Below are 24,117 nucleotides of genomic sequence, written 5' to 3' on the forward strand. Positions count from 1 at the left end.
TCCTCCTTCGACAACGTCCGAACCGCCTGAACGCCTGCTGGCCTTGACAGGCGGGAGCACGGGATTAATGCGGACGCCTGTCATTCGGGAGAGTTTTCGTGAAATCACTTGCATCGTTGTCGGGATTCGTCGGCAGGACGTTTGCCGTCTGGGTCATTCTTTTTGCAGTTCTGGGCTTCCTGTTTCCCAACACCTTCAAGCTGATCGCTCCCTATATCGTCATCCTGCTCGGGATCATCATGTTCGGCATGGGTCTCACCCTGTCTCTGGACGATTTCCAGGCCCTGTTCAGGCGGCCGCTGGAAGTCGCGATCGGCGTATTGGCGCATTTCATCATCATGCCGGCGCTGGCCGTACTCTTGACCCGCATCATCCCGATGCCGCCGGAGGTCGCCGCCGGCGTCATTCTCGTCGGTTGCTGCCCGGGCGGAACGTCCAGCAACGTGATGACCTACCTTGCTAGGGGCGATGTCGCGCTCAGCGTCGCTTGCACCAGCGTGACCACGCTCGCGGCACCGATCGTTACACCCTTCCTGGTCTGGATGTTCGCCAGCCAGTATCTCCCGGTCGATCCCGTTTCGATGTTCCTCAGCATCGTCCAGGTCATCCTGCTACCATTGGCGCTCGGCCTGCTGTTCCAGAAATTCGTGCCCGGCCTCGTGCGCGCGGCAATCCCGGTTCTGCCCTTGGTCAGCGTCATCGGCATCGTGTTGATCGTCAGCGCGGTGGTCGGGGCGAGCAAGGGCGCCATCGCCCAGTCCGGCCTGCTGATCTTCGCGGTCGTCGTCTTGCACAACGGCCTCGGATACCTGTTCGGCTTCTTTACGGCGAAGGCCTTCGGTCTCTCGCTGCCCAAGCGCAAGGCTCTGGCCATCGAAGTCGGCATGCAGAACAGCGGCCTCGGGGCGGCACTCGCAAACGCTTACTTCTCTCCGGTCGCCGCCGTTCCGAGTGCGATCTTCAGTGTCTGGCACAATATATCGGGCGCCCTGATCGCCAACTACTTTTCCCGCCGGGACGAGGACAGCGCTCGCTGACTGCCCACCATGCAGCCCGCCGAGCTTTGGAGCGAACTGCAACCGATAAAATTCTTATATTTCAACGGATGTCCCCAAAAATGGGCCACCGTTGAAGTATAGGCGGCAGTTTTACTTGCGCCAGACGATGATATCATACCCCCGACCGCGTCAGGCGGTTTACCAATTTACCATCAGGGGGTTACCATGGGTTACAAAGCTGCACTCGGCATGTCGATCGCACTTTTGCTTTCGGTTCAGGCAAGCACGGCATTCGCGTTCGGCGCTTTTGCCGTCAATGACAGCAAGGGAACATCGGCCAGCGACGTCGGCTACGGCACAGGCTGGGGCTCAACGCGTAAGGAAGCAGAACGCGACGCGATGAAGTCCTGCCGCGATGCCGGCAACGACAGCTGTGAAGTTGCCGTCTGGTTCGAGACCTGCGGCGCCTACGTTGGCGACAAGGTCAACTACGGCATCGGCTACGGCGACACCAAGCGCGAAGCTGAACGCAAGGCTCTGGAAAATTGCCCCCATTGCAAGGTCATCGTTTCAGACTGCCAGAACTAAGGTCTAGGCGCGGCGGCTTGCAACTGGCGAGCCGCCGGCTTCGCCGCGATACGACAGAAGCACCGCAGCGTGCCCTTCTCAAACAGGGAAATTGCGCTATTCTCAGGCCTGCACTCGCGGAGGTCCTTGCATGCGCATTCTTGCTCTCGGTTTTTCTGCCTGCCTGATGACGCTCGCTATGATGCTGCCAGCGTCGGCCGAGGATGCCCGCTCAGCAGCGCAACAGGTGATCGAAAAGCAGATCCAGGCCTTCCTTCACGACGATGCGGACGCGGCCTATTCCTTCGCCGCCCCGGGAATCACAGCAAAATTTCCCGATAAGTCCACTTTTTTTGCCATGGTGAAGAAGAGCTACCAGCCGGTCTACCGTCCCGGCAACTATGCTTTCGGCCGCAGCAAATCCGAGAATGACGACGCCCTCCTCTATCAGGAGGTTCTGATCACGGGAAACGACGGTCAGGACTGGTCCGCCATCTACCAGATCGCCCGCCAGCCCGATGGCAGCTACAAGATCAACGGCGTCCAGATCGTGCCCAACACGACCAGCAAGGGCATCTGATCCTCACTGCGGATCGATGTCACCCCTTGCCCAGTTTTCCTGCGTCTCCGCCATGAAGTCGGCGAAACGCCCCTCTTCGATCGACTTGCGGATCCCCTGCATCAGCTCCTGGTAATAGGCCAGATTGTGCCAGGACAGCAGCATGCCGCCCAGAGCCTCGCCGGTCCGTGTCAGGTGATGCAGATAGGCGCGGGAATAGTCGCGCGACGCCGGGCAATTGGACTGATCGTCCAGCGGACGCATGTCTTCGGCATGGCGGGCATTGCGGATATTGACCTTGCCACGGCGGGTGAAGGCCAAGCCGTGACGGCCGGAGCGGGTCGGCATGACGCAGTCGAACATGTCGATGCCGCGCGCCACAGACTTCAAAATATCGTCGGGCGTGCCGACGCCCATCAGGTAGCGCGGCCGGTCGGTTGGCAGGACAGGCAGCGTCGTTTCGAGCATCTTCAGCATCACGTCCTGCGGTTCGCCGACCGCGAGGCCGCCGATCGCATAGCCTTTCAGGTCCAGCTGCGTCAGACCCTGTGCAGAGCGGATACGCAAATCAGGAATATCGCCGCCCTGGACGATACCGAACATGGCCTTGCCGGGCTGCTCGCCAAACGCCACCCTGCAGCGCTCTGCCCAGCGCAGCGACATTTCCATGGCGCGCTGGATTTCCTTCGGCTCGCATGGCAGTGCCACGCATTCGTCGAGCTGCATCTGGATGTCGCTGTCGAGCATGCCCTGGATCTCGATCGAGCGTTCGGGCGACATGTAATGGGTGCTGCCATCGACGTGCGACTTGAAGGTGACACCCTTTTCGTCGAGCTTGCGCAGACCCGACAGCGACATCACCTGGAAGCCGCCGGAATCGGTGAGGATCGGATGCGGCCAGCGGATCAATTCATGCAGGCCACCGAGCCTCTGGACGCGTTCCGGGCCGGGGCGCAGCATCAGGTGGTAGGTGTTGCCGAGAATGATGTCGGCGCCGGTGTCGCGCACCTGGTCGAGATACATCGCCTTGACCGTGCCGACGGTGCCGACCGGCATGAAGGCGGGTGTGCGGATCGAACCGCGCGGCATGGAGACTTCGCCGAGACGGGCGCCGGCATCGGTCTTCTTCAATTGAAACTGAAAGGTCTGGCTCATCTAGTCTTTCCGGAACAGGAGGCTGGCATCGCCATAGGAATAGAAGCGGTAGCCGGTGCCGATCGCATGGTCGTAGGCGGCCTTCATGGTCTCGTAGCCGGCAAAGGCCGAGACCAGCATGAACAGCGTCGAGCGCGGCAGGTGAAAATTGGTCATGAGAATGTCGACGGCTTTGAAGCGATAGCCGGGCGTGATGAAGATCCCGGTCGGTCCGGACCAGGGATCGATCGTGCCGTCATCGGCCGCTGCACTCTCGATCAGCCGCAACGACGTCGTGCCGACGCAGACGATCCGACCGCCCCGCGCCTTGACGGCATTCAGTGCCGCCGCCGTCTCGGCGCTGACATGGCCGATCTCCTGGTGCATCTTGTGGTCGTCCGTATCGTCGGCCTTGACCGGCAGGAAGGTGCCGGCGCCCACATGCAGCGTCACAAAGTGGCGCTCGACGCCGAGGCGGTCGAGGGCATCGAAGAGTTCGAGTGTGAAATGCAGGCCGGCGGTTGGGGCCGCCACGGCCCCCTTCTCACGGGCATAGATCGTCTGGTAGTCGCTGCTGTCGCGCTCGTCCTCGTGACGCTTGGCGGCAATGTATGGCGGCAGGGGAATATGGCCGACGGCCGCGATGGCGGCATCGAGGTCGGCGCCCGAGATGTCGAAATGCAGGGTGATTTCACCGCCCTCGCCTTTCTCGCCCACTGTCGCCTCCAGCGCGATATCGGCCGTCTCGCTGCCGAACTGGATGCGGTCACCGGTCTTGATCCGTTTGCCGGGCTTGGCAAATGCCTTCCAGCTGCCCGGCGACATCCGCATGTGCAGCGTGGCCGACACTGGCTGGGCGGGCGCACCATCGCGGTGGCGCAAGCCTTCGAGCTGTGCCGGGATAACCTTGGTGTCGTTGAAGATCACTGCGTCGCCAGCCTTCAGGAAGGACGGCAGATCCCGGACGCGACGATCGGACAACTCAGGCGTTGCATGGGGATCGACCAGCAGCAGCCGGGCGCTGTCGCGCGGCTCGGCAGGACGCAGCGCAATGGCTTCATCCGGCAGGTCGAAATCGAAAAGGTCTACGCGCATGGGCAATTCCAGACAAAGCGAAACCCGCCCCCACGCAGGCAGCGTGAAGGGCGGGCTTCAGGACTAATCACGATCAGACGTCGGCGGCAACCCGCATGGAGACGATCGAATCCGGATCCTTGACGGGCTCGCCCTTCTTGATCTTGTCGACATTGTCCATGCCTTCGATGACCTGGCCCCAGACAGAGTACTGCTTGTTGAGCCAGGGTGAGTCGGCCAGGCAGATGAAGAACTGCGAATTGGCGGAGTTCGGGGCCTGCGAACGGGCCATCGAGCAGATGCCGCGAACGTGGCTGGTGGCAGAGAATTCAGCCTTCAGGTCGGGCTTTTCCGAGCCGCCCATGCCGGCGCGGGCCGGATTGAATTCCGCGCCGCCGGTCTTGCCGAACTTGACGTCACCGGTCTGGGCCATGAAGTCGTTGATAACGCGGTGGAAGACGACGCCGTCATAGGCCTTTTCGCGGGCCAGTTCCTTGATGCGCGCAACGTGCTCGGGCGCTACCTGCGGCAGCAGCTCGATGACGACCTTGCCCTTGGTGGTTTCCAGGATGATGGTGTTTTCGGGATCTTTGATCTCAGCCATTGTATTTTCCTCTTTTGAACTTCTTACTTCTTGCCCAGGGTGACCTTGATCATCCGGTCAGGGTTGGTGACGGAACCGCTTTCGCCCTCGCCCTTCTTGATCTTGTCGACGAGATCCATGCCGGAGATGACCTTGCCGACGACCGTGTACTGGCCGTTGAGGAAGGGACCGTCCTTGAACATGATGAAGAACTGCGAATTCGCCGAATTCGGATCCTGCGAGCGGGCCATGCCCACCGTGCCGCGCACGAATGGCGTCTTGGAGAACTCGGCCTTGATGTCGGGCATGTCGGAGCCGCCCATGCCGGCCTGCTGGGCGTTGTAGCCCTTGGTCATGTTGCCGAACTTGACGTCGCCGGTCTGCGCCATGAAGCCGTCGATGACGCGATGGAACGCAACATTGTCATAGGCACCCTTGGCGACGAGCGCCTTGATCTGGGCGACATGCTTCGGGGCCACTTCCGGCATCAGCTGGATGACGACCGGACCGTCCTTCAGCTGGATGGTGATGTCGTTGTCGTCGGCTGCCGAGGCTGCCGAGGCTGCGCCGGCGAAGGATGCCAGGCACATAAGTCCGGCGAAAGCGATGTGGATGAACTTCATGGAATGCTCCGTTTGGAAAATCGTTGGGCTTAGCGTTTCGCTTTGCCCTTCAAGGCGGCAAGAACCGGCGCGGGCACGAAGGCACTGACGTCACCGCCCATGGCCGCAATCTGGCGGACCAATGTGGCCGTTATCGGCCGGAACGCCGTGCCGGCGGGTAGAAAGATTGTCTGCAATTCCGGCGCCATCTGGCGATTCATGCCGGCCATCTGCATTTCGTAGTCGAGATCCGTCCCGTCGCGCAGACCGCGGACCAGCAAGGATGCACCATGACTGCGGGCCGCGTCGATGACGAGATTGTCGAAGGAAACCACGGAAACCGAACCTGCTTTCAGCGGGAAAGCCGACGCCAGCGACTGCTGCACCAGATCGGCGCGCTCCTCAAACGAAAACAGGGGAACCTTGCCGGGATGAACACCGATTGCGACGATCACGGTCGAGGCAACGTTCAACGCCTGGGCGAGAACGTCGAGATGTCCGTTTGTCATCGGATCGAAGGATCCGGGATAGAAAGCTATCGTCATTCTCTACCGGCCGGTTGCTTGGAAGGCCTTTTGTCATGGATGGAACGCCATCGCAAGCTATTTGCGGCCGCCGCCGCCCACGGCTGAACGCCGGATGAATGGGCCGTTCAAGCCTGTTTCAGCCAGTCTGTGATCAACTGGCTTCATCATCGGAGGCGGCCAGAGGGCTTCGCCTTCACGCTCAACTCGAAGGCAAACGGTCATGCTGATCCTGCTCGTCACCGCCACTATCGTCGTTTCGCTGGTCGTTGAAATCTTCGCACACCTGTTTCGCGACAGCTACGAAATCGAGTGGCCGCAGGCAGCCGTCAAGCCGGAGAATGCGCTCGCCCTGGAGGTTGCAGCAAAGCTTCGTCAGGCTGCCATAAAGATGAACGGTAAATGAACAGACTATTCAAGGTGGCTTCAGCCAGCTGAAGTTAAACAGCCCTTAATATCCGGCGGAACCAATTTCCAAAGGACACGTTATAAGATCGGAACACAGACATGAACATCTTGACATCAAGGAAAAAAGCAATGCCAGACAAAGTCATCCTGATCAACGTCGTATGGATGACCGTCATCACCGGCATGCTGGCTTTCACTGTTGCTCTCTACGGTCAGAAGGCCGATCAGTCTCCTGTCTATGGTCCATATGCATCGGCTCAGGCCCACGTGGCGAGCCAATATTGAGGATCTGATCGCACGTAGTTGCGAAGAAGGAAACAACCCCATGTTCACGATATTGACATTGCTCACCGCTGTCATCAGCCTCATGTTTATCGTGTCCGTGGCCTCGACGGTCTCAGCGCTACGGCGCGAAAGCGAAGAGATGAAGCACATCACCAAGCAGCATAAGGTATTCTGAGCGGCCGACTTCGTCGCCCTCGAATGCCACCCACAATAGCCGGACGCTTCACAGCGCCTGGCTATTTTCTTTTGTGCAGTTGGTGATATCGATGCCAGCCGTGCTGCCCTGCCTGTCCTCGCTACGCCCCCGCTGTCCTTGCATCCTAACGGAGTGCGTAGGCCGCCATCCAATGCCCCCGAGATACGCAATGCCTTGCGGCTAATAGCTTTTCGCTGAGGTCGGGGTGCCGACCACGGAGCGTCGCGGTTCACCACGATGCCACACCATTCAATGTTTCGGCCCACCATCTCGCATCCCTTTGCGGCTCACCTTCAGACCCGAAGCATGCGCGAAATCGCCTGGCACACGCTCGCGAAGCCGTTGATGTTCGTCAGGCAGGCTGGGGATTCGTGAACTGTGATACCCGTGACCTGGAGGTCCGCCGCCGTCCCGCAGGCAGCTTCGTCTTGGGGGTATATATCGACGGCAAGGGCCACCGCTTGCCCAACTCACCGGAGGCTATGAGCGTGATCTGGACTTCGCTGCCAATCGGGTCGGCTCCGCCGCCGGGATAGACGAGGCAAAACCTCCAAAGCCAGCCGGTGAGCTGTGCAGTCAAAAAAAACCGGACAGCCCAAGCTGCCCGGTTCATCTTTTCGCTTATCGGTTGCGCGGGTTATTCCGCGCCTTCGCCTTCCGGAGCATCGGTTTCTGGTGCGGCATTGCCGGCTTCACCTTCCACCGCAACCACGCTGCCATCCTCGGCAACCACGTCGGCGATCTCTTCATCGTCTTCCGGCTCATTGATCCGCTCGACCGAGACAACCTTTTCGTTCTTGGCCGTGGAGAAGATCGTCACACCCTTGGTAGCACGGCTGGCGAAGCGGATGCCGCCGACCGGGACGCGGATCAACTGGCCGCCATCGGACACCAGCATGATCTGGTCGCGTTCGTCGACCGGGAAGGCTGCGACGAGTTCGCCGATCTCGCCCGTCTTCGACGTGTCGGTGGCACGGATGCCCTTGCCGCCGCGACCGGAGATGCGGAAATCGTAGGAAGAGGAGCGCTTGCCGAAGCCTTTTTCGGAGACCGTCAGCACGAACTGCTCGCGCGCCTTCAACTCTTCATAGCGCTCGTCGCTGAGCTGTCCTTCCTCGACGACTTCCTCGCCGACCAGGACCACCTCTTCGGCCTCGCCGGTCGCCAGACGCCGCTCGTTGGCAGCGCGCTTCAGGTAGGCAGCGCGTTCCCACGGCTCGGCGTCGACATGGTTGACGATGGTCATCGAGATGATGCGGTCGCCATCGGCCATGGTAATGCCGCGCACGCCGATCGAGTTGCGGCCGGCAAAGACGCGGACGTCGTCGACGGGGAAGCGGATCGCCTGGCCGAGTGCCGTCGTCAGCAGGACGTCGTCGCCCTGCAGGTTGAGATCGGCGTTCGGCGGCTGGCAGGTCTCGACCGAGAGGATTTCGTCGCCCTCTTCCTCGAGCTTCATGGCGATCTTGCCGTTGCGGTTGACCTGGATGAAGTCCGACAGCTTGTTGCGGCGTACCGTGCCGCGCGTCGTCGAGAACATGACGTCGAGGTTTTCCCAGGACTTCTCGTCCTCGGGCAGCGGCATGATGGTGGTGATGCGTTCGCCCTTTTCGAGCGGCAGCATGTTGATCAGCGCCTTGCCGCGCGATTGCGGCGTGCCGATCGGCAGGCGCCAGACCTTTTCCTTGTAGACGATGCCACGCGACGAGAAGAACAGCACCGGCGTATGGGTGTTGGCGACGAACAGGCGATTGACGAAATCCTCGTCGCGCGTTGCCATGCCGGAGCGGCCCTTGCCGCCACGGCGCTGGGCGCGGTAGGTGGTCAGGGGTACGCGCTTGATGTAGCCGAGATGCGAGACGGTGACGACCATGTCCTCGCGGGAGATGAGATCCTCATCGTCCATCTCGAGGCCGCCGTCGATGATCTCGGTGCGGCGCGGCGTGCCGAATTCGTCACGGACCGCGATCATTTCTTCCTTGACGATGGTCTGAACGCGGACGCGCGACGACAGGATGTCAAGGTAATCCTTGATCTCGTCGCCGATCTTGTTGAGTTCGTCGCCGATTTCGTCGCGACCAAGGGCCGTCAGTCGGGCAAGGCGCAATTCGAGGATCGCGCGCGACTGCTCTTCCGACAGATTGTAGGTCAGGTCTTCGTTGATCTTGTGGCGCGGATCGTCGATCAGCCGGATCAGGCTTTCGACATCCGATGCCGGCCAGCGGCGGGTCATCAGCTCTTCGCGGGCCGACTGCGGATCAGGTGCCTGGCGGATAACGCGAATGACTTCATCGATATTGGCAACGGCAATGGCGAGTCCGACCAAGACGTGCGCGCGGTCGCGGGCCTTGCGCAGCAGGTACTTCGTACGCCGACTAACGACTTCTTCGCGGAAGGAAACGAAGGCGCGCAGCATGTCGAGCAGCGTCATCTGCTCCGGCTTGCCACCGTTCAGCGCCACCATGTTACAGCCGAAGGAGGTCTGCAGCGGCGTGTAGCGATAGAGCTGGTTGAGGATGACTTCGGCGTTGGCATCGCGCTTCAATTCGACGACGACGCGGTAGCCCTGGCGGTCCGATTCGTCGCGGAGGTCGGAGATGCCTTCGATGCGCTTCTCGCGCACCAGTTCGGCCATCTTCTCGATCATCGTCGACTTGTTCACCTGGAACGGGATCTCGGTGATGATGATCTGTTCGCGATCGCCGCGCATCGGCTCGATGGCCGCGACGCCGCGCATGATGACCGAGCCACGGCCGGTCTCATAGGCCGAGCGAATGCCGGCCCGACCGAGGATCTTGGCACCGGTCGGAAAGTCCGGGCCGGGAATGATCTGCATCAGATCGGCAAGCTCGATCGCCGGATCGTCGATCAGCGCGATGCAGGCATTGATGACTTCGCCGAGATTATGCGGCGGGATATTGGTCGCCATGCCGACGGCGATGCCGCCGGCGCCGTTGACCAAGAGGTTCGGGAATTTCGCAGGGACGACGACGGGCTCGCTCAGCGTCCCGTCGTAGTTCTCGCGAAAGTCGACCGTGTCCTTGTCGAGGTCGTCGAGCAGCGCGTGGGCGGCCTTCTGCAGCCGGCACTCGGTGTAGCGTTCGGCCGCCGGTGGATCGCCGTCGACAGAGCCGAAGTTGCCCTGACCGTCGATCAGCGGCAGGCGCAGCGACCAGTCCTGCGCCATGCGGGCCAGCGCGTCGTAGATCGCCGAGTTGCCGTGCGGGTGGTACTTACCCATCACGTCCCCGGTGACGCGGGCGCATTTGACGTATTTCTTGTTCCAGTCGATCCCGAGCTCGGACATGCCGAAGAGGATACGCCGATGAACAGGCTTCAGACCGTCGCGGACATCCGGAAGTGCGCGGCTGACGATAACGCTCATGGCGTAATCGAGATAGGACCGCTGCATTTCCTCGATGATGGAAATTGGCTCGATGCCTGGCGGGAGCTTCCCGCCACCGGGTGTGGATTGTTCAGTCAAAACAGATCACGATCTCTTTAAGAATCACTGTGGAATTTATAGCCGAAAGCGGACAAACGCGCCAATTTCGCCAAGGGTTTTGAACAGGCTTTTAGGCTTTGGAAGGGTTAGATAGCACATTTCCGTGACCTGTGCGAAAACCTATTGAAGGCGAAGCGTTGCGTGGTGTCACGCGCCGTGTGACAAGCGCCCTGTCAGTTAAGAGTGCCGATATCGGAGGAATTATGGCGAGCGCGGACAGTCTGATCAACGCCTTCACCACTTTGATGGTGACGATCGATCCACCGGGGCTGGCGCCGCTGTTCCTGGCGCTGACCACGGGCATGAACCGCAGCCAAAGGACCCAGGTTGCCCTGCGCGGTTCCCTGATAGCCTTCGGCATCCTGGCTGCCTTCGCTCTGTTCGGAGCGAGCGTGCTGGGAGTACTCGGCATTTCTATTGGCGCCTTCCGGATTGCCGGTGGCCTGTTGTTGTTCTGGATCGCGTTCGAAATGGTTTTCGAAAAGCGCCAGGATCGCAAGGAGAAGACCGCCGAGGTGGCGATCACCCGCGATCACATCCACAATATCTCGGTCTTCCCACTGGCCCTGCCGCTGATCGCCGGACCGGGTGCCATCTCGGCGACGATCCTGCTCTCCGGATCCATGCAGAGCTCCATCGACCGTTCGCAACTGATCGTCGTCATTGCGGCCTGCCTGGCACTCACATTTGCCGCCCTGTTGATCGCCGAACGGCTGGACCGCTTCCTCGGCATGACGGGGCGAGCCATACTGACACGTCTTTTGGGGGTCATTCTCGCGGCGTTGGCCGCCCAGTTCGTCGTCGACGGGATCCGAGCGGCCTTTGCAATCGGCTAAATCAGACGGCTGCGCGGCTTACGTGCGTGCCTTCAGGATATACTTCCAGATGGTGCCGCCGAAGAAGCGATTGAAGATCACGAAGTAGGCGATCACAAGAGCAAACAGCAGGAGTGCCGGCCAGCCATTGAGCTGGAAGCCATCATCGGTCGTGCCACCGGTGGCTGCAGCAACGATGTAGCCAATAACGAAAAAAGCAGTGATCAAATCAAGGATAAAAGCCAAGACGCGCCGCCAGGTCGACGGGTTTCTAGGTAGAGCAGCTTCTGACATAGGTTAAAGTCCCCCTTGGTGAGCCGGTATCCGGCTCATGCGCCCGACAACCGGGCGCATGGGGAAAATTCTATTTCAGAAAGGAATGTCGTCGTCGAGATCGCGCGAGAAGTTTCCGCCGCCGGAGCTGCTATTATTTGCAGAACCGCCGCGCCCGGAAGAGGAGGACTGGTTATAGTCGTCGCCATAGCCCGAACCGCCGCCGCCGAAGTCGTTGCCGCCACCGCCGCCGCTGCGCTGCATTCCGCGACCGCCGCCTTCGCCGCCGCCTTCACCACGACCGTCGAGCATCGTCAGGGTCGAGTTGAAGCCCTGCAGGACGATTTCGGTCGAGTACTTTTCAATGCCGGCCTGGTCCGTCCACTTGCGGGTCTGCAGCGCGCCTTCGATATAGACCTTGGCGCCCTTCTTCAGATACTGCTCGGCCACCTTGCAGAGACCTTCGTTGAAGATCACGACGCGGTGCCACTCGGTCTTTTCCTTGCGCTCGCCAGACGACTTGTCGCGCCAGGTTTCCGACGTCGCGATATTGAGGTTGGCGATCGGGCGGCCGTCCTGGGTCCGGCGGATTTCCGGATCAGCTCCGAGGTTCCCGATCAGAATTACCTTGTTTACGCTGCCCGCCATTCCGCTCACCCTGCTCGCCGCGCCTGATGGCGGCCTTGAAACCCAATTGGACGCACCATAAACTATCGACGCCGCCCGGTGCGATCTAAGCGGCACTCATCCACAAAGAAATTTGTTCTTTCTTTGTTCTATTGAGCGGCTATGATTTTGTCAACCGAATCGAAAAGCTGCGCGAGAGTGACGTTTCAACCTCGACTCGCCGCCGTGCATCACTAGATAAGGGCTGAACAGGATTGAGCGGAAAACGATGAGCGAACTGAAGACTATTTCCATCCGGGGTGCGCGCGAGCACAACCTCAAGGGTATCGACATCGATCTGCCGCGCAACAAGCTGATCGTCATGACCGGCCTTTCCGGCTCCGGAAAGTCGTCGCTCGCCTTCGATACGATCTATGCCGAAGGCCAGCGACGCTATGTCGAAAGCCTGTCGGCCTATGCGCGCCAGTTTCTCGAGATGATGCAGAAGCCCGATGTCGACCAGATCGAGGGTCTGTCGCCGGCGATCTCCATCGAGCAGAAGACGACCTCGCGCAATCCGCGCTCGACGGTCGGCACTGTCACGGAAATCTACGACTACATGCGCCTGCTGTTTGCGCGCGTCGGCGTCCCCTACTCTCCCGCCACCGGACTGCCGATCGAGAGCCAGACGGTCAGTCAGATGGTGGACCGGGTGCTGGCGTTCGGCGATGGCACGCGGCTCTATATCCTGGCGCCCTTGGTGCGTGGCCGGAAGGGCGAATACAAGAAAGAGCTCGCCGAGCTCATGAAAAAGGGCTTTCAGCGAGTCAAGATCGACGGCCAGTTCTACGAGATCGCCGACGCACCTGCGCTCGACAAGAAGTACAAGCACGACATCGACGTTGTGGTCGACCGCATCGTTGTGCGCGAGGACGTCGCATCGCGTCTGGCAGACAGTTTCGAGACGTCTCTGCGGCTCGCCGATGGCCTTGCCGTCGCGGAATTCGCCGACAAGCCGCTGCCGCCCGAGGAAACTTCTGCCGGCGGTTCAGCCAACAAGTCACTCAACGAAACGCACGAGCGGGTGCTGTTTTCGGAAAAGTTCGCCTGCCCGGTCTCCGGCTTCACCATTCCGGAAATCGAGCCGCGGCTGTTCTCGTTCAACAATCCGGCCGGTGCCTGCCCGTCCTGCGACGGGTTGGGCTCCCTGCAAAAAATCGATCCGGACATGATCGTGCCGGAACACGAGCGCACGTTGCGTGACGGTGCCATCGCTCCCTGGGCAAAATCCACGTCTCCTTATTATAACCAGACGCTGGAAGCGCTCGGCAAGCATTATGGCTTCAAGCTCTCCAGCCGCTGGAACGAGCTGCCGTTGAAGGCCAAGGACGTCATCCTGCATGGCACGGAAGACAAGATCGAGTTTCAATACGCCGATGGCGCCCGCGCCTATACGACCCACAAGAATTTCGAAGGCATCGTTCCGAACCTCGAGCGCCGCTGGAAGGAAACCGACAGCGCCTGGGCCCGCGAGGAGATCGAGCGCTACATGTCGGCAGCACCCTGCCCGGTTTGCCACGGCTATCGCCTGAAGCCGGAAGCGCTGGCGGTGAAGATTGCCACGCTGCACATCAGCCAGGTCTCGGAAATGTCGATCCGCAATGCTCGCGACTGGTTCGAGACGCTGCCGGCGATCTTCACGTCGAAGCAGAACGAGATTGCCGTGCGCATCCTCAAGGAAATCCGCGACCGGTTGCGCTTCCTCAACGACGTCGGTCTGGAATATCTGAGCCTGTCGCGAAACTCCGGCACGCTCTCGGGTGGCGAAAGCCAGCGCATCCGGCTTGCCTCGCAGATCGGCTCCGGCCTGACGGGCGTGCTCTACGTCCTCGACGAACCGTCGATCGGGCTGCACCAGCGCGACAATGCGCGATTGCTGGAGACACTGAAGCATCTGCGCGACATCGGCAATACGGTGATCGTCGTCGAGCACGACGAGGATGCGATCATGCAGGCCGACGATGTCGTCGACATCGGCCCGGCGGCCGGCATCCATGGCGGCGAGGTCATCGCCCATGGAACGCCGCAGCAGATCATGGCGAACCCGAATTCGCTGACCGGTCGCTACCTGTCCGGCGATCTCGGCGTACCCGTGCCTTCCGAGCGGCGCAAGCCGAAGAAAGGCAAGGAGATCAAGGTCGTTGGCGCCCGCGGCAACAACCTGAAGAACGTCACCGCCTCGATCCCGCTTGGCGTCTTCACAGCTGTCAGCGGCGTGTCGGGCGGCGGCAAGTCGACCTTCCTGATCGAGACGCTCTACAAGTCTGCCGCTCGCCGCGTCATGGGCGCGCGCGAAACGCCGGCCGAGCACGACCGCATCGACGGCTTCGAGCATATCGACAAGGTCATCGACATCGACCAGTCGCCGATCGGCCGCACACCACGCTCGAATCCGGCCACCTATACCGGCGCCTTCACGCCGATCCGCGACTGGTTCTCCGGGCTGCCGGAAGCCAAGGCTCGGGGCTATCAGCCGGGACGTTTTTCGTTCAACGTCAAGGGCGGCCGCTGCGAGGCCTGCCAGGGCGACGGCGTCATCAAGATCGAGATGCACTTCCTGCCCGACGTCTACGTCACCTGCGACGTCTGCCACGGCAAGCGCTACAACCGCGAAACGCTGGACGTTACCTTCAAGTCGAAGTCTATCGCCGACGTTCTCGACATGACGGTCGAGGAAGGCGTCGATTTCTTTGCTGCGGTTCCGGCCGTGCGCGACAAGCTGCAGTCGCTGAAGGATGTCGGCCTCGGCTACATCAAGGTCGGACAGCAGGCGAACACGCTGTCGGGCGGCGAGGCGCAGCGCGTCAAGCTCGCCAAGGAACTGTCGAAGCGCTCGACCGGGCGCACGCTCTACATTCTCGACGAACCGACGACCGGCCTGCATTTCCACGATGTCGCCAAGCTGCTGGAGATGCTGCACGAACTCGTCAACCAGGGCAACTCGGTCGTCGTCATCGAGCACAATCTCGAGGTCATCAAGACGGCCGACTGGGTGCTCGATTTCGGCCCCGAGGGCGGCGACGGCGGCGGCGAGATCGTTGCAATCGGCACGCCTGAGACCATCGTCAAGGAAAAGCGCTCCTATACGGGTCAGTTCCTGAAGGAGCTGCTGGAACGTCGGCCGGTGAAGAAAGTCGTAGCGGCGGCGGAGTGAGGCCAGCTGACAGGTTGAGGCTGGGCTCCGCTTGCGCACTACGTCCGTAACAGAAGGTTCGTATACCATGACCAAGTCAGGCATCATTCGTACGGGCATCGGCGGTTGGACGTTCGAGCCCTGGCGCGGGACCTTCTTCCCGGACGACCTGAAGCAGAAGGACGAGCTGCGTTTCGCGAGCCGGCAGTTGCAGGTCATCGAGGTCAACGGCACCTATTACGCCACGCAGAAGCCGGCGACCTTCGCAAAATGGGCCTCGGAAGTGCCGAACGGCTTCATCTTCAGCCTGAAGGCGACGCGATACGTCACCAACCGGAAGATACTGGCGGAGGCCGGTGAATCGATGGCCCGATTTTTGAACTCAGGCATCAGCGAATTGGGCGATCGGCTCGGCCCGCTGCTCTGGCAATTCGCACCGACCAAGAAGTTCGAAGCCGATGACTTCGAGGCCTTTCTGAAACTTCTGCCGGACCAGCAGGATGGGTTGCCGCTTCGCCATGTCGTCGAAGTCCGTCACGATAGCTTCAAGGTACCGGAATTCGTCGCGCTGCTGGCAAAATACAAGGTTGCGCCTGTTTGTGCCGACCATCACGACTATCCGATGATAGCCGATGTGACGGCCGATTTCGTCTACAGCCGCCTGCAGAATGGCTCGGACGAGATCAAGACCTGCTATCCGCCAAAAGAGCTGAAGGCCTGGGCGGCACGGCTGGAAACATGGGCAGAAGGCAAAGTGCCGGAGGACCTGCCCCTGATCGACGCCGAACGCCGCGTCGAGGTCATGCCTCGCGATGTTTTCGCCTTCATGATCCACGAGGGCAAGGTCAATGCGCCCCATGGCGCCATCGCTCTCCAGGGCGCTCTCGCGAAAGCCTAGCCTTCGTCAGAGCGGCCGGACATGGGCGACGAGATCTTCGGCGGTCAGACCCTTGCCCGCCCGCTGGCCCGCCTCACCGTGCAGCCAGACACCGGCTGCCGCTGCCTCGAAAGCCGGTATGCCCTGGGCCAGCAGCGCTCCTATAATGCCTGCCAGCACGTCGCCGGAGCCGGCGGTGGCAAGCCATGGCGGCGCGTTGGTGTTGATGTAGGCGCGACCGTCCGGCGCTGCGATGACCGTGTCGGCACCTTTATAGACGACAGCCGCGTGCGCGCGCTTGGCCGCCGCGGATGTCTTTTCGATCTTGCTGAGTGTTGCATCCGCTGCCAGATCGGGGAACAGCCGGCCGAACTCGCCTTCATGCGGCGTCAGCACCAAGCGGGTCTCGCCGTGCGAAAAAAGGTCGAACAACTCTGACGGCTTGTCCTTGAACGAGGTGATGCCGTCGGCATCGAGCACGAGATGGCGCCCTGCGAGCAGCGAGACGAATTGGCGGGCTTTCTCGCCGGCTCCGAACCCAGGACCGAGTACGAAAGTCGACAGGCGCTTGTCGCCGAGCCATTGTGCAAGGGCTTCTGCATCGTCGACCTCGTGCAGCATGATTGCCGTCAGCGCTCCGGCGTTGACCGGAACCGCAGCCTTGGACGAGGCGATGGTCACCAACCCGGCGCCGGCTCTCAGTCCCGCCATGGCCGACATGCGCGCTGCCCCGGTCGCCGAGGCGTTGCCGGAGAAGACCACGAGATGCCCGCGCTTGTACTTATGGGTCTCGATTGCTGCCGAGGGGATGATGCCCAGCCATTGTGCAGGGGAGTTCTCAGCCACACGCGCGTCGGCATGGGCCCGGACAATCCGGGCGGGGATGCCGATGTCGACGACCTCGAGCTTCCCGCAGAGCTCCCTGCCCGGCATCAGCAGATGACCGGGCTTGCGGGTCATGAATGTCACGGTCAGTGCCGCGCGGAAAGCAGCCCGCAGCAAATGACCGCTGGCGCCGCTCACCCCGGACGGCAGGTCCACGGCAATGACCGGCACGCCGGCCGCCTCGGTTCGTCCGATCACGTCTGCGACGGCATCCGGCACCGCCCTGGCAAGACCGGCGCCGAAGATGGCATCGATGACGAGATCGCCGTTTTCAGGTTGATACTGGTCGAGCGACAATACGGCGATCGGACAAGCTGCGAAGGCCGATGCCGCGTCGCCTTTCAGCGCCGCGGTGTCACCCAGATGAAAAACTGCGACGTCTGCACCGCTATCATGGAGCGCGCGTGCCGCGACATAGCCGTCGCCGCCGTTGTTCCCGGGACCGCAGAGAACGACATGGCGCAGGCTTTCCGGGTAGTCCCGCAAGGCCGCGGCAGCGACGGCCTCGCCGGCCTTCAGCATCAAGCCGAACGAATCGATACCGGAGGTGGCGGCGGACCGATCGACCTCAGCCATGGCCTGCGAAGAAAGCAGGAGTTCGACAAGAGTTTGAGTCATGGTCGATATTGATGCCAAAGACGCTTGAAAAACAATCGTAAAATCCGGCTTCAATTTGAGCGTTTATTGCGCATATGCACATGTTTTACTCATATGCCGCAGCCGATCGCATTGGCGCTTGACGGCGGAAAAGCCAAGGTGATCGAAAAATGCGCTTCCTGCTGAGCAAATCGGAGCTAAGGTGCTGCCGGAATATATGAATGATTGCTGCATCAGCGACAAATCATGCCGAAAACCTTAAAATCGTTGAAACTCTGGTAGATAATCTGGCACGATACGTGCATCAACGAGGACGAGCGGACCATGTCCGCTTTAACGGGAGAAGCGGAGAGACATTTTCTCATGAAAAAGATCGAAGCGATCATAAAGCCATTCAAGCTGGACGAAGTGAAGGAAGCCCTTCAGGAAGTCGGCCTGCAGGGTATCACCGTGACGGAAGCGAAGGGTTTTGGCCGGCAGAAGGGTCACACGGAACTTTACCGTGGGGCTGAATATGTCGTCGACTTCCTGCCGAAGGTGAAGGTCGAAGTAGTGCTGGCAGACGAAAATGCAGAAGCGGTCATTGACGCCATCCGCAAGGCGGCGCAGACCGGACGTATTGGCGACGGAAAGATTTTCGTGTCCAATATCGAGGAGGTGATCCGTATCCGTACGGGAGAGACGGGTATCGACGCCATCTAGCGCCTGGCCGCCGGCAAGGACATAATCGTCATAAAAAACCGAGGAAGCATTCCATGACGACCGCAAACGATATTCTCAAGCAGATCAAGGATAACGACGTCAAGTTCGTCGACCTGCGCTTTACCGACCCAAAGGGCAAGCTGCAGCATGTGACGATGGACGTTTCCTGTGTCGATGAAGACATGTTCGCCGACGGCGTGATGTTCGACGGCTCTTCCATCGGAGGATGGAAGGCCATCAACGAATCCGACATGGTGCTGATGCCCGATACCGATACGGTTCACATGGACCCGTTCTTCGCGCAGTCGACCATGGTCATCCTCTGTGACATTCTCGACCCCGTATCCGGCGAATCCTACAACCGCGATCCGCGCGGCACAGCCAAGAAGGCCGAAGCCTACCTGAAGGCCTCCGGTATCGGCGACACGATCTTCGTCGGCCCGGAGCCGGAATTCTTCGTGTTCGACGACGTCAAGTACAAGGCCGATCCCTACAATACCGGCTTCAAGCTCGACTCCAGCGAACTGCCGTCGAACGACGACACCGACTACGAGACCGGCAATCTCGGCCATCGTCCGCGCGTCAAGGGCGGCTATTTCCCGGTTCCGCCGATCGACAGCTGCCAGGACATGCGCTCCGAAATGCTGACGGTTCTCGGCGAAATGGGTGTCGTCGTCGAAAAGCACCACCATGAAGTCGCCGCCGCCCAGCACGAGCTCGGCGTCAAGTTCGACACCCTGGTTCGCAACGCCGACAAGATCCAGATCTACAAATACGTCGTGCACCAGGTCGCCAACGCCTATGGCAAGACGGCGACCTTCATGCCGAAGCCGATCTTCGGCGACAACGGCTCGGGCATGCACGTCCACCAGTCGATCTGGAAGGGCGGCAAGCCGACCTTCGCCGGTGACGAATATGCCGGCCTGTCGGAATCCTGCCTCTACTACATCGGCGGCATCATCAAGCATGCCAAGGCCATCAACGCCTTCACCAACCCGTCGACGAACTCCTACAAGCGTCTCGTCCCAGGCTACGAAGCACCGGTGCTGCTCGCCTACTCGGCCCGCAACCGCTCCGCCTCGTGCCGCATTCCCTTCGGCTCCAACCCGAAGGCCAAGCGCGTCGAAGTTCGCTTCCCCGACCCGACGGCGAACCCTTACCTGGCGTTTGCCGCCATGCTGATGGCCGGCCTCGACGGCATCAAGAACAAGATCCATCCCGGCAAGCCGATGGACAAGGATCTCTACGACCTGCCGCCGAAGGAACTGAAGAAGATCCCGACCGTCTGCGCCTCGCTGCGTGAGGCGCTCGAAAATCTCGATCGGGACCGCAAGTTCCTGACTGCCGGCGGCGTTTTCGATGACGACCAGATCGACTCGTTCATCGAACTGAAGATGGTGGAAGTCATGCGCTACGAAATGACACCCCATCCGGTCGAATTCGACATGTACTATTCGGCCTGATAAACTACGCAAAGCCCCGGTCCAGCGCCGGGGCTTTTCTCTTTCCAAAGACGATCCGTTGGAAGCATCGACCGAGCAGGACGCAACCAAACTGTGACGCTGATGTGAAGCAAGAGCGTCAAAAGCTTGAAAAACGCCTTCGACCGACCCACATATTATTGTGAAAGGAAGTCGTGCCATGAAACAAAGAGATGCGAAATTCAATATTGGCGAAGTGGTCCGGCACCGGGTTTTCCCGTTCCGTGGGGTAATTTTCGACGTTGACCCCGAATTCGCCAATACGGACGAATGGTGGAACGCCATTCCGACCGAAGTCCGCCCCAGCAAGGATCAGCCGTTCTATCACCTGCTGGCTGAAAACGAGGAGACCGAATACGTCGCCTACGTGTCGGAACAGAACCTCGTCAGCGACGAAAGTGGTGAGCCCTTGCGCAATCCGCAAGTCTACCAGATCTTCGACCAGAACACGACGGGAGAGCTCAAGCCCAAGATGAGCTTCGCCCACTAACCCAATCCGAAGTCTTCACGATCTATGCAGGAAGCCGCATTGCGGCTTCCTTTCTATTTGGCCTGTCAGCAGCGCACAAAAAAGCCCGGCAGGCCGGGCTTTCTCTCATTCTTAATGCCACTGATTACTGCGACTTGGCTGCCTTCTGGGCGTCCTCAAGCTTCTTGCGGGCTTCTTCAGCCTTCTTCTGCATGCTGTCCTGCAGGCTGCGCTGGCTTTCGGCAAGCTTCGTGTCGGAGATGGCCGGGCCGTCATAGGCTGCACCGAAGCCGCTCAGCGATACCTTGATCGGGTTTGGTGCGCGACGGAAATTGATCGACGTGAAGGTAACGTCCGTTCCCTTCTTGAGGGCGGTAATCGTCGCGTCGGTCAGCGGAATTTCAGCGGTGCACTTGTCCGGCAGGCACACGGCGTAATCGACCTTCTGGCCCTTGCCGCCGTCGATCTGCATGGTGATGCCCGGCGCGATCAGGCGCGCGGTCGGCACCGAAATCTGCAGGATCTTGCGGTTGACCTTGCCGTCGATCGAGATCAGGCCAATCGCCGTGACCAGCTGGCCGCTGTTCGCCATGATCAGGTTCTGGACGATGCAGATGTCATTGTCGTCCTGCTTGGCGCAGGTCTTGTACCAGCCGAGGCGTGGGGTCTGGGCGCCGTCTGCAGGGGCGGCAGGCGCATCCTGTGCGAATGCAGGCGCAGCCGCGCCGATTACCAGGGCCAGAGCAGACAGGGCTGCCCGCATTGTGTTGTCAGTCTTGAACATCATAGCGAAACCGCCTCCTGAAATCCGATGCAAAGCAGCCTTCTGCCACCTCATGCCTTTCGGGTCAAACTGCCGTCCACCTCACGAAAAATTAAGGCAAATGCATGACCCCGAACTGTTGATCACCTGTTACATGGCGCAGCCTCGGATATCCAGCACTTCTTTGGGTTTTTTGGCCCTGCTCTCGACAAATCCGTTGCCTATGTGTTCGAGCGGGACGGCCATGATAAGGTCGCCCGAGAATCATCCCCTTGTCGGAAAGGATGCCATGCGAGTGCTCCGGGTCGCGATTTTTCTAGCTGCTGCGATAGCCTGCGGCGCCGCAAGGGCGGAGCCGTTGCATGGCATCGCCATGCACGGCGGGCCGGCGCTTCGTGCCGACTACAAGGCGTTTCCCTATGTCAATCCGAGCGTCAAGAAGGGTGGACACATCACCTATGGCGTCGTCGGCACCTTCGACAACCTGAACCCGTTCATCCTCAAGAGCATGCGCACCACGGCGCGCGGCATGTGGGACCCTGACTTTGGCAATCTCGTCTACGAGACGCTGATGCTGCGCTCGCGCGACGAGGCCTTCACGCTCTATGGGTTGCTGGCACAATCGGTCGAATGGGACGACAAGCGCAGCTTCATCCAGTTCAACCTCAATCCTGCGGCAAAATGGTCCGACGGCCAGCCGGTGACGCCAGATGACGTGATCTTCAGCTTCAACCTTTTGCGCGACAAGGGACGTGTGCCCTTTGCCAACCGGCTGAACGCGGTCGCCAGCATGGAGAAGGTCGGCGAGCACAGCGTGCGCTTCACCTTCAACGACAAGGCGGACCGCGAGACACCGATGATCATCGCCAGCTCGACGCCGATCCTGCCGAAGCATGCCATTAATCCCGATAAATTCGACCAGACGTCGCTGGCTGCGCCTGTCGGTTCCGGCCCCTACCGGATCAAGTCGCTCAACCCAGGCGAAAGCATTTCCTTCGCCAGGAACCCCGACTATTGGGGAAAGGATATTCCCGCGAAGGTCGGCTTCGACAATTACGACGAGATCACCGTCCATTACTTTCTCCAAGAAACGACTGCCTTCGAGGCCTTCAAGAAAGGCGACGTCGATATCTATGCGGATGGCAGTCCCGGACATTGGGCAAGTGCCTATGACTTCCCGGCTGCACGGTCAGGCGAGGTGGTGAAGGAGGTTTTCAAGCCGAAGCTGCCAAGCGGCATGTTCGGCTTCGTGTTCAACACCAGGCGGCCGCTCTTTGCCAACGCCAAGGTGCGGGCAGGCCTCTCACTGGCCTTCGATTTCGAATGGGTGAACAGGAACCTCTGGTCCGACGCCTATATCCGCACCGAAAGCTACTGGCAGAACTCCGAGCTTTCCTCGCTTGGGGTCCCGGCAGACGCCCGGGAGCTCCAGCTGCTTGGGCCACTCAGCAAACGCATCGACCCCGAGGTCCTCAACGGAACCTACCGATTGCCGGTCGGAGACGGCTCCGGCCGCGACCGGCCCATTCTGCGCCAGGCCGTCGATCTGCTGAAGCAGGGCGGCTACACGATCAAGGACGGCCGGATGGTCGACAGCGCCGGCCACCAGCTCGCCTTCGAGATCATGACGCAGAATATCGACCAGGAGCGGATCGCCATCGCCTACCGGCGCAGCCTGAACCTGCTCGGGATATCCGTCGCCATCCGCACGGTGGACGATTCGCAATATCAGCGCCGAACGATCGGCTTCGACTATGACATGGTCATCAAGTCTTTCACCTCGTCGCTGTCGCCGGGAATAGAGCAGGTCGGCCGCTGGGGGTCCATTGCCCGCGATCGCCAGGGCAGCGAAAACTATGCCGGGCTTGCCGATCCCGATGCGGATACCTTGATCGCCCACATTCTTTCCGCTCGCGGCGCGGAAGATTTCCGTGATGCCGTTCGGTCGTTCGACCGGTTCCTGATCTCGGGCCATTATTTCGTGCCGCTCTATCACATCGATGAGCAATGGGTCGCCCGCCACAAGCGGATCGGCCATCCCGACGCCCTGCCCCTCTACGGCTATCAACTCCCTGCCTGGTGGGACGCCTCAGCGCAGTGAGGGCGGTTCCTTTTTTGTGCCTGGTTGAAGCCTTGGATCAAAGGGCCTATTTCGGTCTGAACAACAGGAAAGGGCCACGACCATGGAACGCATAACAATCGATATCGTCTCTGATGTCGTCTGCCCCTGGTGCTATCTCGGCAAGGCGCGGCTGGAGCTGGCGATCGCCGAAGTGCAAGACGAGGTCGGCGTCGATATCAACTGGCGCCCCTATCGCCTCAACCCGGACTATCCGCCCGAGGGCGTCGACCAGAAGAAGATGCTGGCCGAAAAGCTTGGTGGTGCCGACAAGGTCGCGAGCGCCCATGCCATGTTGACTGGCCTCGGCCGCGAGGTCGGCATCGCCTTCAACTTCGACGCCATTACCATCGGCCCGAACACGCTCGATGCCCACAGGCTGATCCACTGGGCGGTGACCGAAGATCGCGAATTGCAGAACAGAGTGGTCGATGGACTGTTCAAGGCGAACTTTGAGGAAGGCCGGAATGTCGGCGACCCCGCCGTGCTCCTCGATATCGCTGTAAAAGCCGGGCTCGACAGCTCCGTCATCTCCGCCTTGCTCGCCTCCGATGCGGACAGTGACCTGATCGTCGCCGAAATCGAATCGGCCCGACAGATGGGCGTCAACGGCGTTCCCTTCTTCATCTTCGACCAGCAATATGCCGTCAGTGGCGCCCAGACACCGGATGTGCTGGCCAACGCCCTGCGCGACATCGCGAAAAGCAAGGCCGAGGCTCGGACGGCGATGAACTGAGCGCCCGTAGCGGCGCAGAAAGCCGCTGACGCACCGATCATTAATCGAAAAGCCCACACTCTCCTCGTCATCCTCGGGCTTGTCCCGAGGATCTGCTAGCGCTCGTTATCGCTCGCAGATTGGATCCTCGGGACAAGCCCGAGGATGACGGAGTTTCGTTTGTACA

Annotated in this window: 24 protein-coding genes; 14 read left to right on the forward strand and 10 right to left on the reverse strand. The window is 60.5% G+C overall.

The window, feature by feature from the left end; all coding sequences use genetic code 11:
• Positions 1–98 precede the first annotated feature (98 nt).
• The 3 genes from VH564_RS19125 to VH564_RS19135 all read left to right on the forward strand — a co-directional run bounded on the left by VH564_RS19125 (position 99) and on the right by VH564_RS19135 (position 2,145).
• Positions 99–1,037, forward strand: a complete 939-nt coding sequence (locus tag VH564_RS19125; RefSeq protein ID WP_423341454.1) for a bile acid:sodium symporter family protein — start codon at positions 99–101, stop codon at positions 1,035–1,037.
• A gap of 186 nt (positions 1,038–1,223) precedes the next feature.
• Positions 1,224–1,586, forward strand: coding sequence for a DUF4189 domain-containing protein (locus VH564_RS19130; RefSeq protein ID WP_423341455.1), 363 nt, complete (start codon positions 1,224–1,226; stop codon positions 1,584–1,586).
• 130 nt (positions 1,587–1,716) lie between these two features.
• On the forward strand, positions 1,717–2,145 hold the full coding sequence (locus VH564_RS19135; protein ID WP_423341456.1) for a DUF4864 domain-containing protein: 429 nt from the start codon (positions 1,717–1,719) through the stop codon (positions 2,143–2,145).
• Between the two features lie 3 nt (positions 2,146–2,148).
• Here the strand turns inward: VH564_RS19135 and tgt are convergent, their stop codons facing one another.
• The 5 genes from tgt to coaD form a co-directional block, all read right to left on the reverse strand.
• On the reverse strand, positions 2,149–3,279 hold the full coding sequence (tgt, locus tag VH564_RS19140; protein WP_423341457.1) for a tRNA guanosine(34) transglycosylase Tgt: 1,131 nt from the start codon (positions 3,277–3,279) through the stop codon (positions 2,149–2,151).
• Complete coding sequence (gene queA / locus VH564_RS19145; RefSeq protein WP_423341458.1) at positions 3,280–4,353, reverse strand: tRNA preQ1(34) S-adenosylmethionine ribosyltransferase-isomerase QueA; 1,074 nt, start codon at positions 4,351–4,353, stop codon at positions 3,280–3,282. It abuts the gene before it with no gap.
• Positions 4,354–4,426: 73 nt separating this feature from the next.
• On the reverse strand, positions 4,427–4,936 hold the full coding sequence (locus VH564_RS19150) for a peptidylprolyl isomerase (RefSeq protein ID WP_423341459.1): 510 nt from the start codon (positions 4,934–4,936) through the stop codon (positions 4,427–4,429).
• Positions 4,937–4,959: 23 nt separating this feature from the next.
• Positions 4,960–5,538: a peptidylprolyl isomerase gene (locus VH564_RS19155; protein WP_423341460.1), complete on the reverse strand. Its 579-nt coding sequence runs from the start codon at positions 5,536–5,538 to the stop codon at positions 4,960–4,962.
• Positions 5,539–5,567: 29 nt separating this feature from the next.
• The gene (gene coaD / locus VH564_RS19160) at positions 5,568–6,062 is read right to left on the reverse strand and encodes a pantetheine-phosphate adenylyltransferase (protein WP_423341461.1); all 495 of its coding nucleotides are present in this window, start codon (positions 6,060–6,062) and stop codon (positions 5,568–5,570) included.
• A gap of 202 nt (positions 6,063–6,264) precedes the next feature.
• Here coaD and VH564_RS19165 point away from each other — a divergent pair, with 202 nt between their 5' ends.
• The 3 genes from VH564_RS19165 (at position 6,265) to VH564_RS19175 (ending at position 6,909) form a co-directional block, all read left to right on the forward strand.
• Positions 6,265–6,447 (forward strand): hypothetical protein, encoded by a 183-nt coding sequence (locus tag VH564_RS19165; RefSeq protein ID WP_423341462.1) that lies wholly within the window; start codon positions 6,265–6,267, stop codon positions 6,445–6,447.
• 131 nt (positions 6,448–6,578) lie between these two features.
• Positions 6,579–6,734 carry a hypothetical protein gene (locus VH564_RS19170; protein ID WP_423341463.1) on the forward strand — a complete coding sequence of 52 codons (156 nt, stop codon included), beginning with the start codon at positions 6,579–6,581 and terminating at the stop codon, positions 6,732–6,734.
• Positions 6,735–6,774: 40 nt separating this feature from the next.
• Positions 6,775–6,909 carry a hypothetical protein gene (locus VH564_RS19175; RefSeq protein ID WP_423341464.1) on the forward strand — a complete coding sequence of 45 codons (135 nt, stop codon included), beginning with the start codon at positions 6,775–6,777 and terminating at the stop codon, positions 6,907–6,909.
• 658 nt (positions 6,910–7,567) lie between these two features.
• Here VH564_RS19175 and gyrA read toward each other — a convergent pair.
• Positions 7,568–10,414: a DNA gyrase subunit A gene (gene gyrA, locus VH564_RS19180; RefSeq protein WP_423341465.1), complete on the reverse strand. Its 2,847-nt coding sequence runs from the start codon at positions 10,412–10,414 to the stop codon at positions 7,568–7,570.
• Between the two features lie 224 nt (positions 10,415–10,638).
• On the opposite strand from gyrA, the gene VH564_RS19185 reads away from it, so the two are divergent.
• The gene (locus VH564_RS19185) at positions 10,639–11,271 is read left to right on the forward strand and encodes a MarC family protein (protein ID WP_423341466.1); all 633 of its coding nucleotides are present in this window, start codon (positions 10,639–10,641) and stop codon (positions 11,269–11,271) included.
• Between the two features lie 18 nt (positions 11,272–11,289).
• Here the strand turns inward: VH564_RS19185 and VH564_RS19190 are convergent, their stop codons facing one another.
• Entirely contained in the window at positions 11,290–11,544 is a 255-nt protein-coding gene (locus VH564_RS19190) for an RDD family protein (RefSeq protein WP_423341467.1), read from the reverse strand.
• A 75-nt stretch (positions 11,545–11,619) separates the two neighbouring features.
• Positions 11,620–12,171 carry a single-stranded DNA-binding protein gene (locus VH564_RS19195; RefSeq protein ID WP_423341468.1) on the reverse strand — a complete coding sequence of 184 codons (552 nt, stop codon included), beginning with the start codon at positions 12,169–12,171 and terminating at the stop codon, positions 11,620–11,622.
• 247 nt (positions 12,172–12,418) lie between these two features.
• Here VH564_RS19195 and uvrA point away from each other — a divergent pair, with 247 nt between their 5' ends.
• Positions 12,419–15,343 carry an excinuclease ABC subunit UvrA gene (uvrA, locus tag VH564_RS19200; RefSeq protein WP_423341469.1) on the forward strand — a complete coding sequence of 975 codons (2,925 nt, stop codon included), beginning with the start codon at positions 12,419–12,421 and terminating at the stop codon, positions 15,341–15,343.
• Positions 15,344–15,410: 67 nt separating this feature from the next.
• The gene (locus tag VH564_RS19205; RefSeq protein WP_423341470.1) at positions 15,411–16,220 is read left to right on the forward strand and encodes a DUF72 domain-containing protein; all 810 of its coding nucleotides are present in this window, start codon (positions 15,411–15,413) and stop codon (positions 16,218–16,220) included.
• Positions 16,221–16,226: 6 nt separating this feature from the next.
• Here the strand turns inward: VH564_RS19205 and VH564_RS19210 are convergent, their stop codons facing one another.
• A complete protein-coding gene (locus tag VH564_RS19210; protein WP_423341471.1) occupies positions 16,227–17,702 on the reverse strand; it encodes an NAD(P)H-hydrate dehydratase in 1,476 nt (491 codons plus the stop codon).
• Between the two features lie 342 nt (positions 17,703–18,044).
• On the opposite strand from VH564_RS19210, the gene VH564_RS19215 reads away from it, so the two are divergent.
• The 3 genes from VH564_RS19215 (at position 18,045) to hspQ (ending at position 20,354) form a co-directional block, all read left to right on the forward strand.
• Complete coding sequence (locus tag VH564_RS19215) at positions 18,045–18,383, forward strand: P-II family nitrogen regulator (protein ID WP_003579240.1); 339 nt, start codon at positions 18,045–18,047, stop codon at positions 18,381–18,383.
• 53 nt (positions 18,384–18,436) lie between these two features.
• Positions 18,437–19,846: a type I glutamate--ammonia ligase gene (gene glnA, locus VH564_RS19220; protein WP_423341472.1), complete on the forward strand. Its 1,410-nt coding sequence runs from the start codon at positions 18,437–18,439 to the stop codon at positions 19,844–19,846.
• 178 nt (positions 19,847–20,024) lie between these two features.
• Complete coding sequence (hspQ, locus tag VH564_RS19225) at positions 20,025–20,354, forward strand: heat shock protein HspQ (RefSeq protein ID WP_423341473.1); 330 nt, start codon at positions 20,025–20,027, stop codon at positions 20,352–20,354.
• 124 nt (positions 20,355–20,478) lie between these two features.
• Here hspQ and VH564_RS19230 read toward each other — a convergent pair whose 3' ends face one another.
• Positions 20,479–21,120: an invasion associated locus B family protein gene (locus VH564_RS19230; RefSeq protein ID WP_423341474.1), complete on the reverse strand. Its 642-nt coding sequence runs from the start codon at positions 21,118–21,120 to the stop codon at positions 20,479–20,481.
• A gap of 265 nt (positions 21,121–21,385) precedes the next feature.
• Between VH564_RS19230 and VH564_RS19235 the strand changes: the two genes are divergently transcribed.
• Entirely contained in the window at positions 21,386–23,197 is a 1,812-nt protein-coding gene (locus tag VH564_RS19235; protein WP_423341475.1) for an extracellular solute-binding protein, read from the forward strand.
• A gap of 82 nt (positions 23,198–23,279) precedes the next feature.
• Positions 23,280–23,951 (forward strand): DsbA family oxidoreductase, encoded by a 672-nt coding sequence (locus VH564_RS19240; protein WP_423341476.1) that lies wholly within the window; start codon positions 23,280–23,282, stop codon positions 23,949–23,951.
• Positions 23,952–24,117: the final 166 nt, after the last annotated feature.

The organism is Rhizobium sp. HT1-10 (genome assembly GCF_049472505.1).
GTDB lineage: Bacteria > Pseudomonadota > Alphaproteobacteria > Rhizobiales > Rhizobiaceae > Rhizobium.

Bases quoted from the DNA above. Each gene is read 5' to 3' on its own strand.
- VH564_RS19130 (WP_423341455.1), top strand. From the start codon at position 1,224: ATGGGTTACAAAGCTGCACTCGGCATGTCGATCGCACTTTTGCTTTCG.
- VH564_RS19135 (WP_423341456.1), top strand. From the start codon at position 1,717: ATGCGCATTCTTGCTCTCGGTTTTTCTGCCTGCCTGATGACGCTCGCT.
- tgt (WP_423341457.1), bottom strand. From the start codon at position 3,279: ATGAGCCAGACCTTTCAGTTTCAATTGAAGAAGACCGATGCCGGCGCC.
- queA (WP_423341458.1), bottom strand. From the start codon at position 4,353: ATGCGCGTAGACCTTTTCGATTTCGACCTGCCGGATGAAGCCATTGCG.
- VH564_RS19150 (WP_423341459.1), bottom strand. From the start codon at position 4,936: ATGGCTGAGATCAAAGATCCCGAAAACACCATCATCCTGGAAACCACC.
- VH564_RS19155 (WP_423341460.1), bottom strand. From the start codon at position 5,538: ATGAAGTTCATCCACATCGCTTTCGCCGGACTTATGTGCCTGGCATCC.
- coaD (WP_423341461.1), bottom strand. From the start codon at position 6,062: ATGACGATAGCTTTCTATCCCGGATCCTTCGATCCGATGACAAACGGA.
- VH564_RS19165 (WP_423341462.1), top strand. From the start codon at position 6,265: ATGCTGATCCTGCTCGTCACCGCCACTATCGTCGTTTCGCTGGTCGTT.
- VH564_RS19170 (WP_423341463.1), top strand. From the start codon at position 6,579: ATGCCAGACAAAGTCATCCTGATCAACGTCGTATGGATGACCGTCATC.
- VH564_RS19175 (WP_423341464.1), top strand. From the start codon at position 6,775: ATGTTCACGATATTGACATTGCTCACCGCTGTCATCAGCCTCATGTTT.
- VH564_RS19185 (WP_423341466.1), top strand. From the start codon at position 10,639: ATGGCGAGCGCGGACAGTCTGATCAACGCCTTCACCACTTTGATGGTG.
- VH564_RS19190 (WP_423341467.1), bottom strand. From the start codon at position 11,544: ATGTCAGAAGCTGCTCTACCTAGAAACCCGTCGACCTGGCGGCGCGTC.
- VH564_RS19195 (WP_423341468.1), bottom strand. From the start codon at position 12,171: ATGGCGGGCAGCGTAAACAAGGTAATTCTGATCGGGAACCTCGGAGCT.
- uvrA (WP_423341469.1), top strand. From the start codon at position 12,419: ATGAGCGAACTGAAGACTATTTCCATCCGGGGTGCGCGCGAGCACAAC.
- VH564_RS19205 (WP_423341470.1), top strand. From the start codon at position 15,411: ATGACCAAGTCAGGCATCATTCGTACGGGCATCGGCGGTTGGACGTTC.
- VH564_RS19210 (WP_423341471.1), bottom strand. From the start codon at position 17,702: ATGACTCAAACTCTTGTCGAACTCCTGCTTTCTTCGCAGGCCATGGCT.
- VH564_RS19215 (WP_003579240.1), top strand. From the start codon at position 18,045: ATGAAAAAGATCGAAGCGATCATAAAGCCATTCAAGCTGGACGAAGTG.
- glnA (WP_423341472.1), top strand. From the start codon at position 18,437: ATGACGACCGCAAACGATATTCTCAAGCAGATCAAGGATAACGACGTC.
- hspQ (WP_423341473.1), top strand. From the start codon at position 20,025: ATGAAACAAAGAGATGCGAAATTCAATATTGGCGAAGTGGTCCGGCAC.
- VH564_RS19230 (WP_423341474.1), bottom strand. From the start codon at position 21,120: ATGATGTTCAAGACTGACAACACAATGCGGGCAGCCCTGTCTGCTCTG.
- VH564_RS19235 (WP_423341475.1), top strand. From the start codon at position 21,386: ATGCGAGTGCTCCGGGTCGCGATTTTTCTAGCTGCTGCGATAGCCTGC.
- VH564_RS19240 (WP_423341476.1), top strand. From the start codon at position 23,280: ATGGAACGCATAACAATCGATATCGTCTCTGATGTCGTCTGCCCCTGG.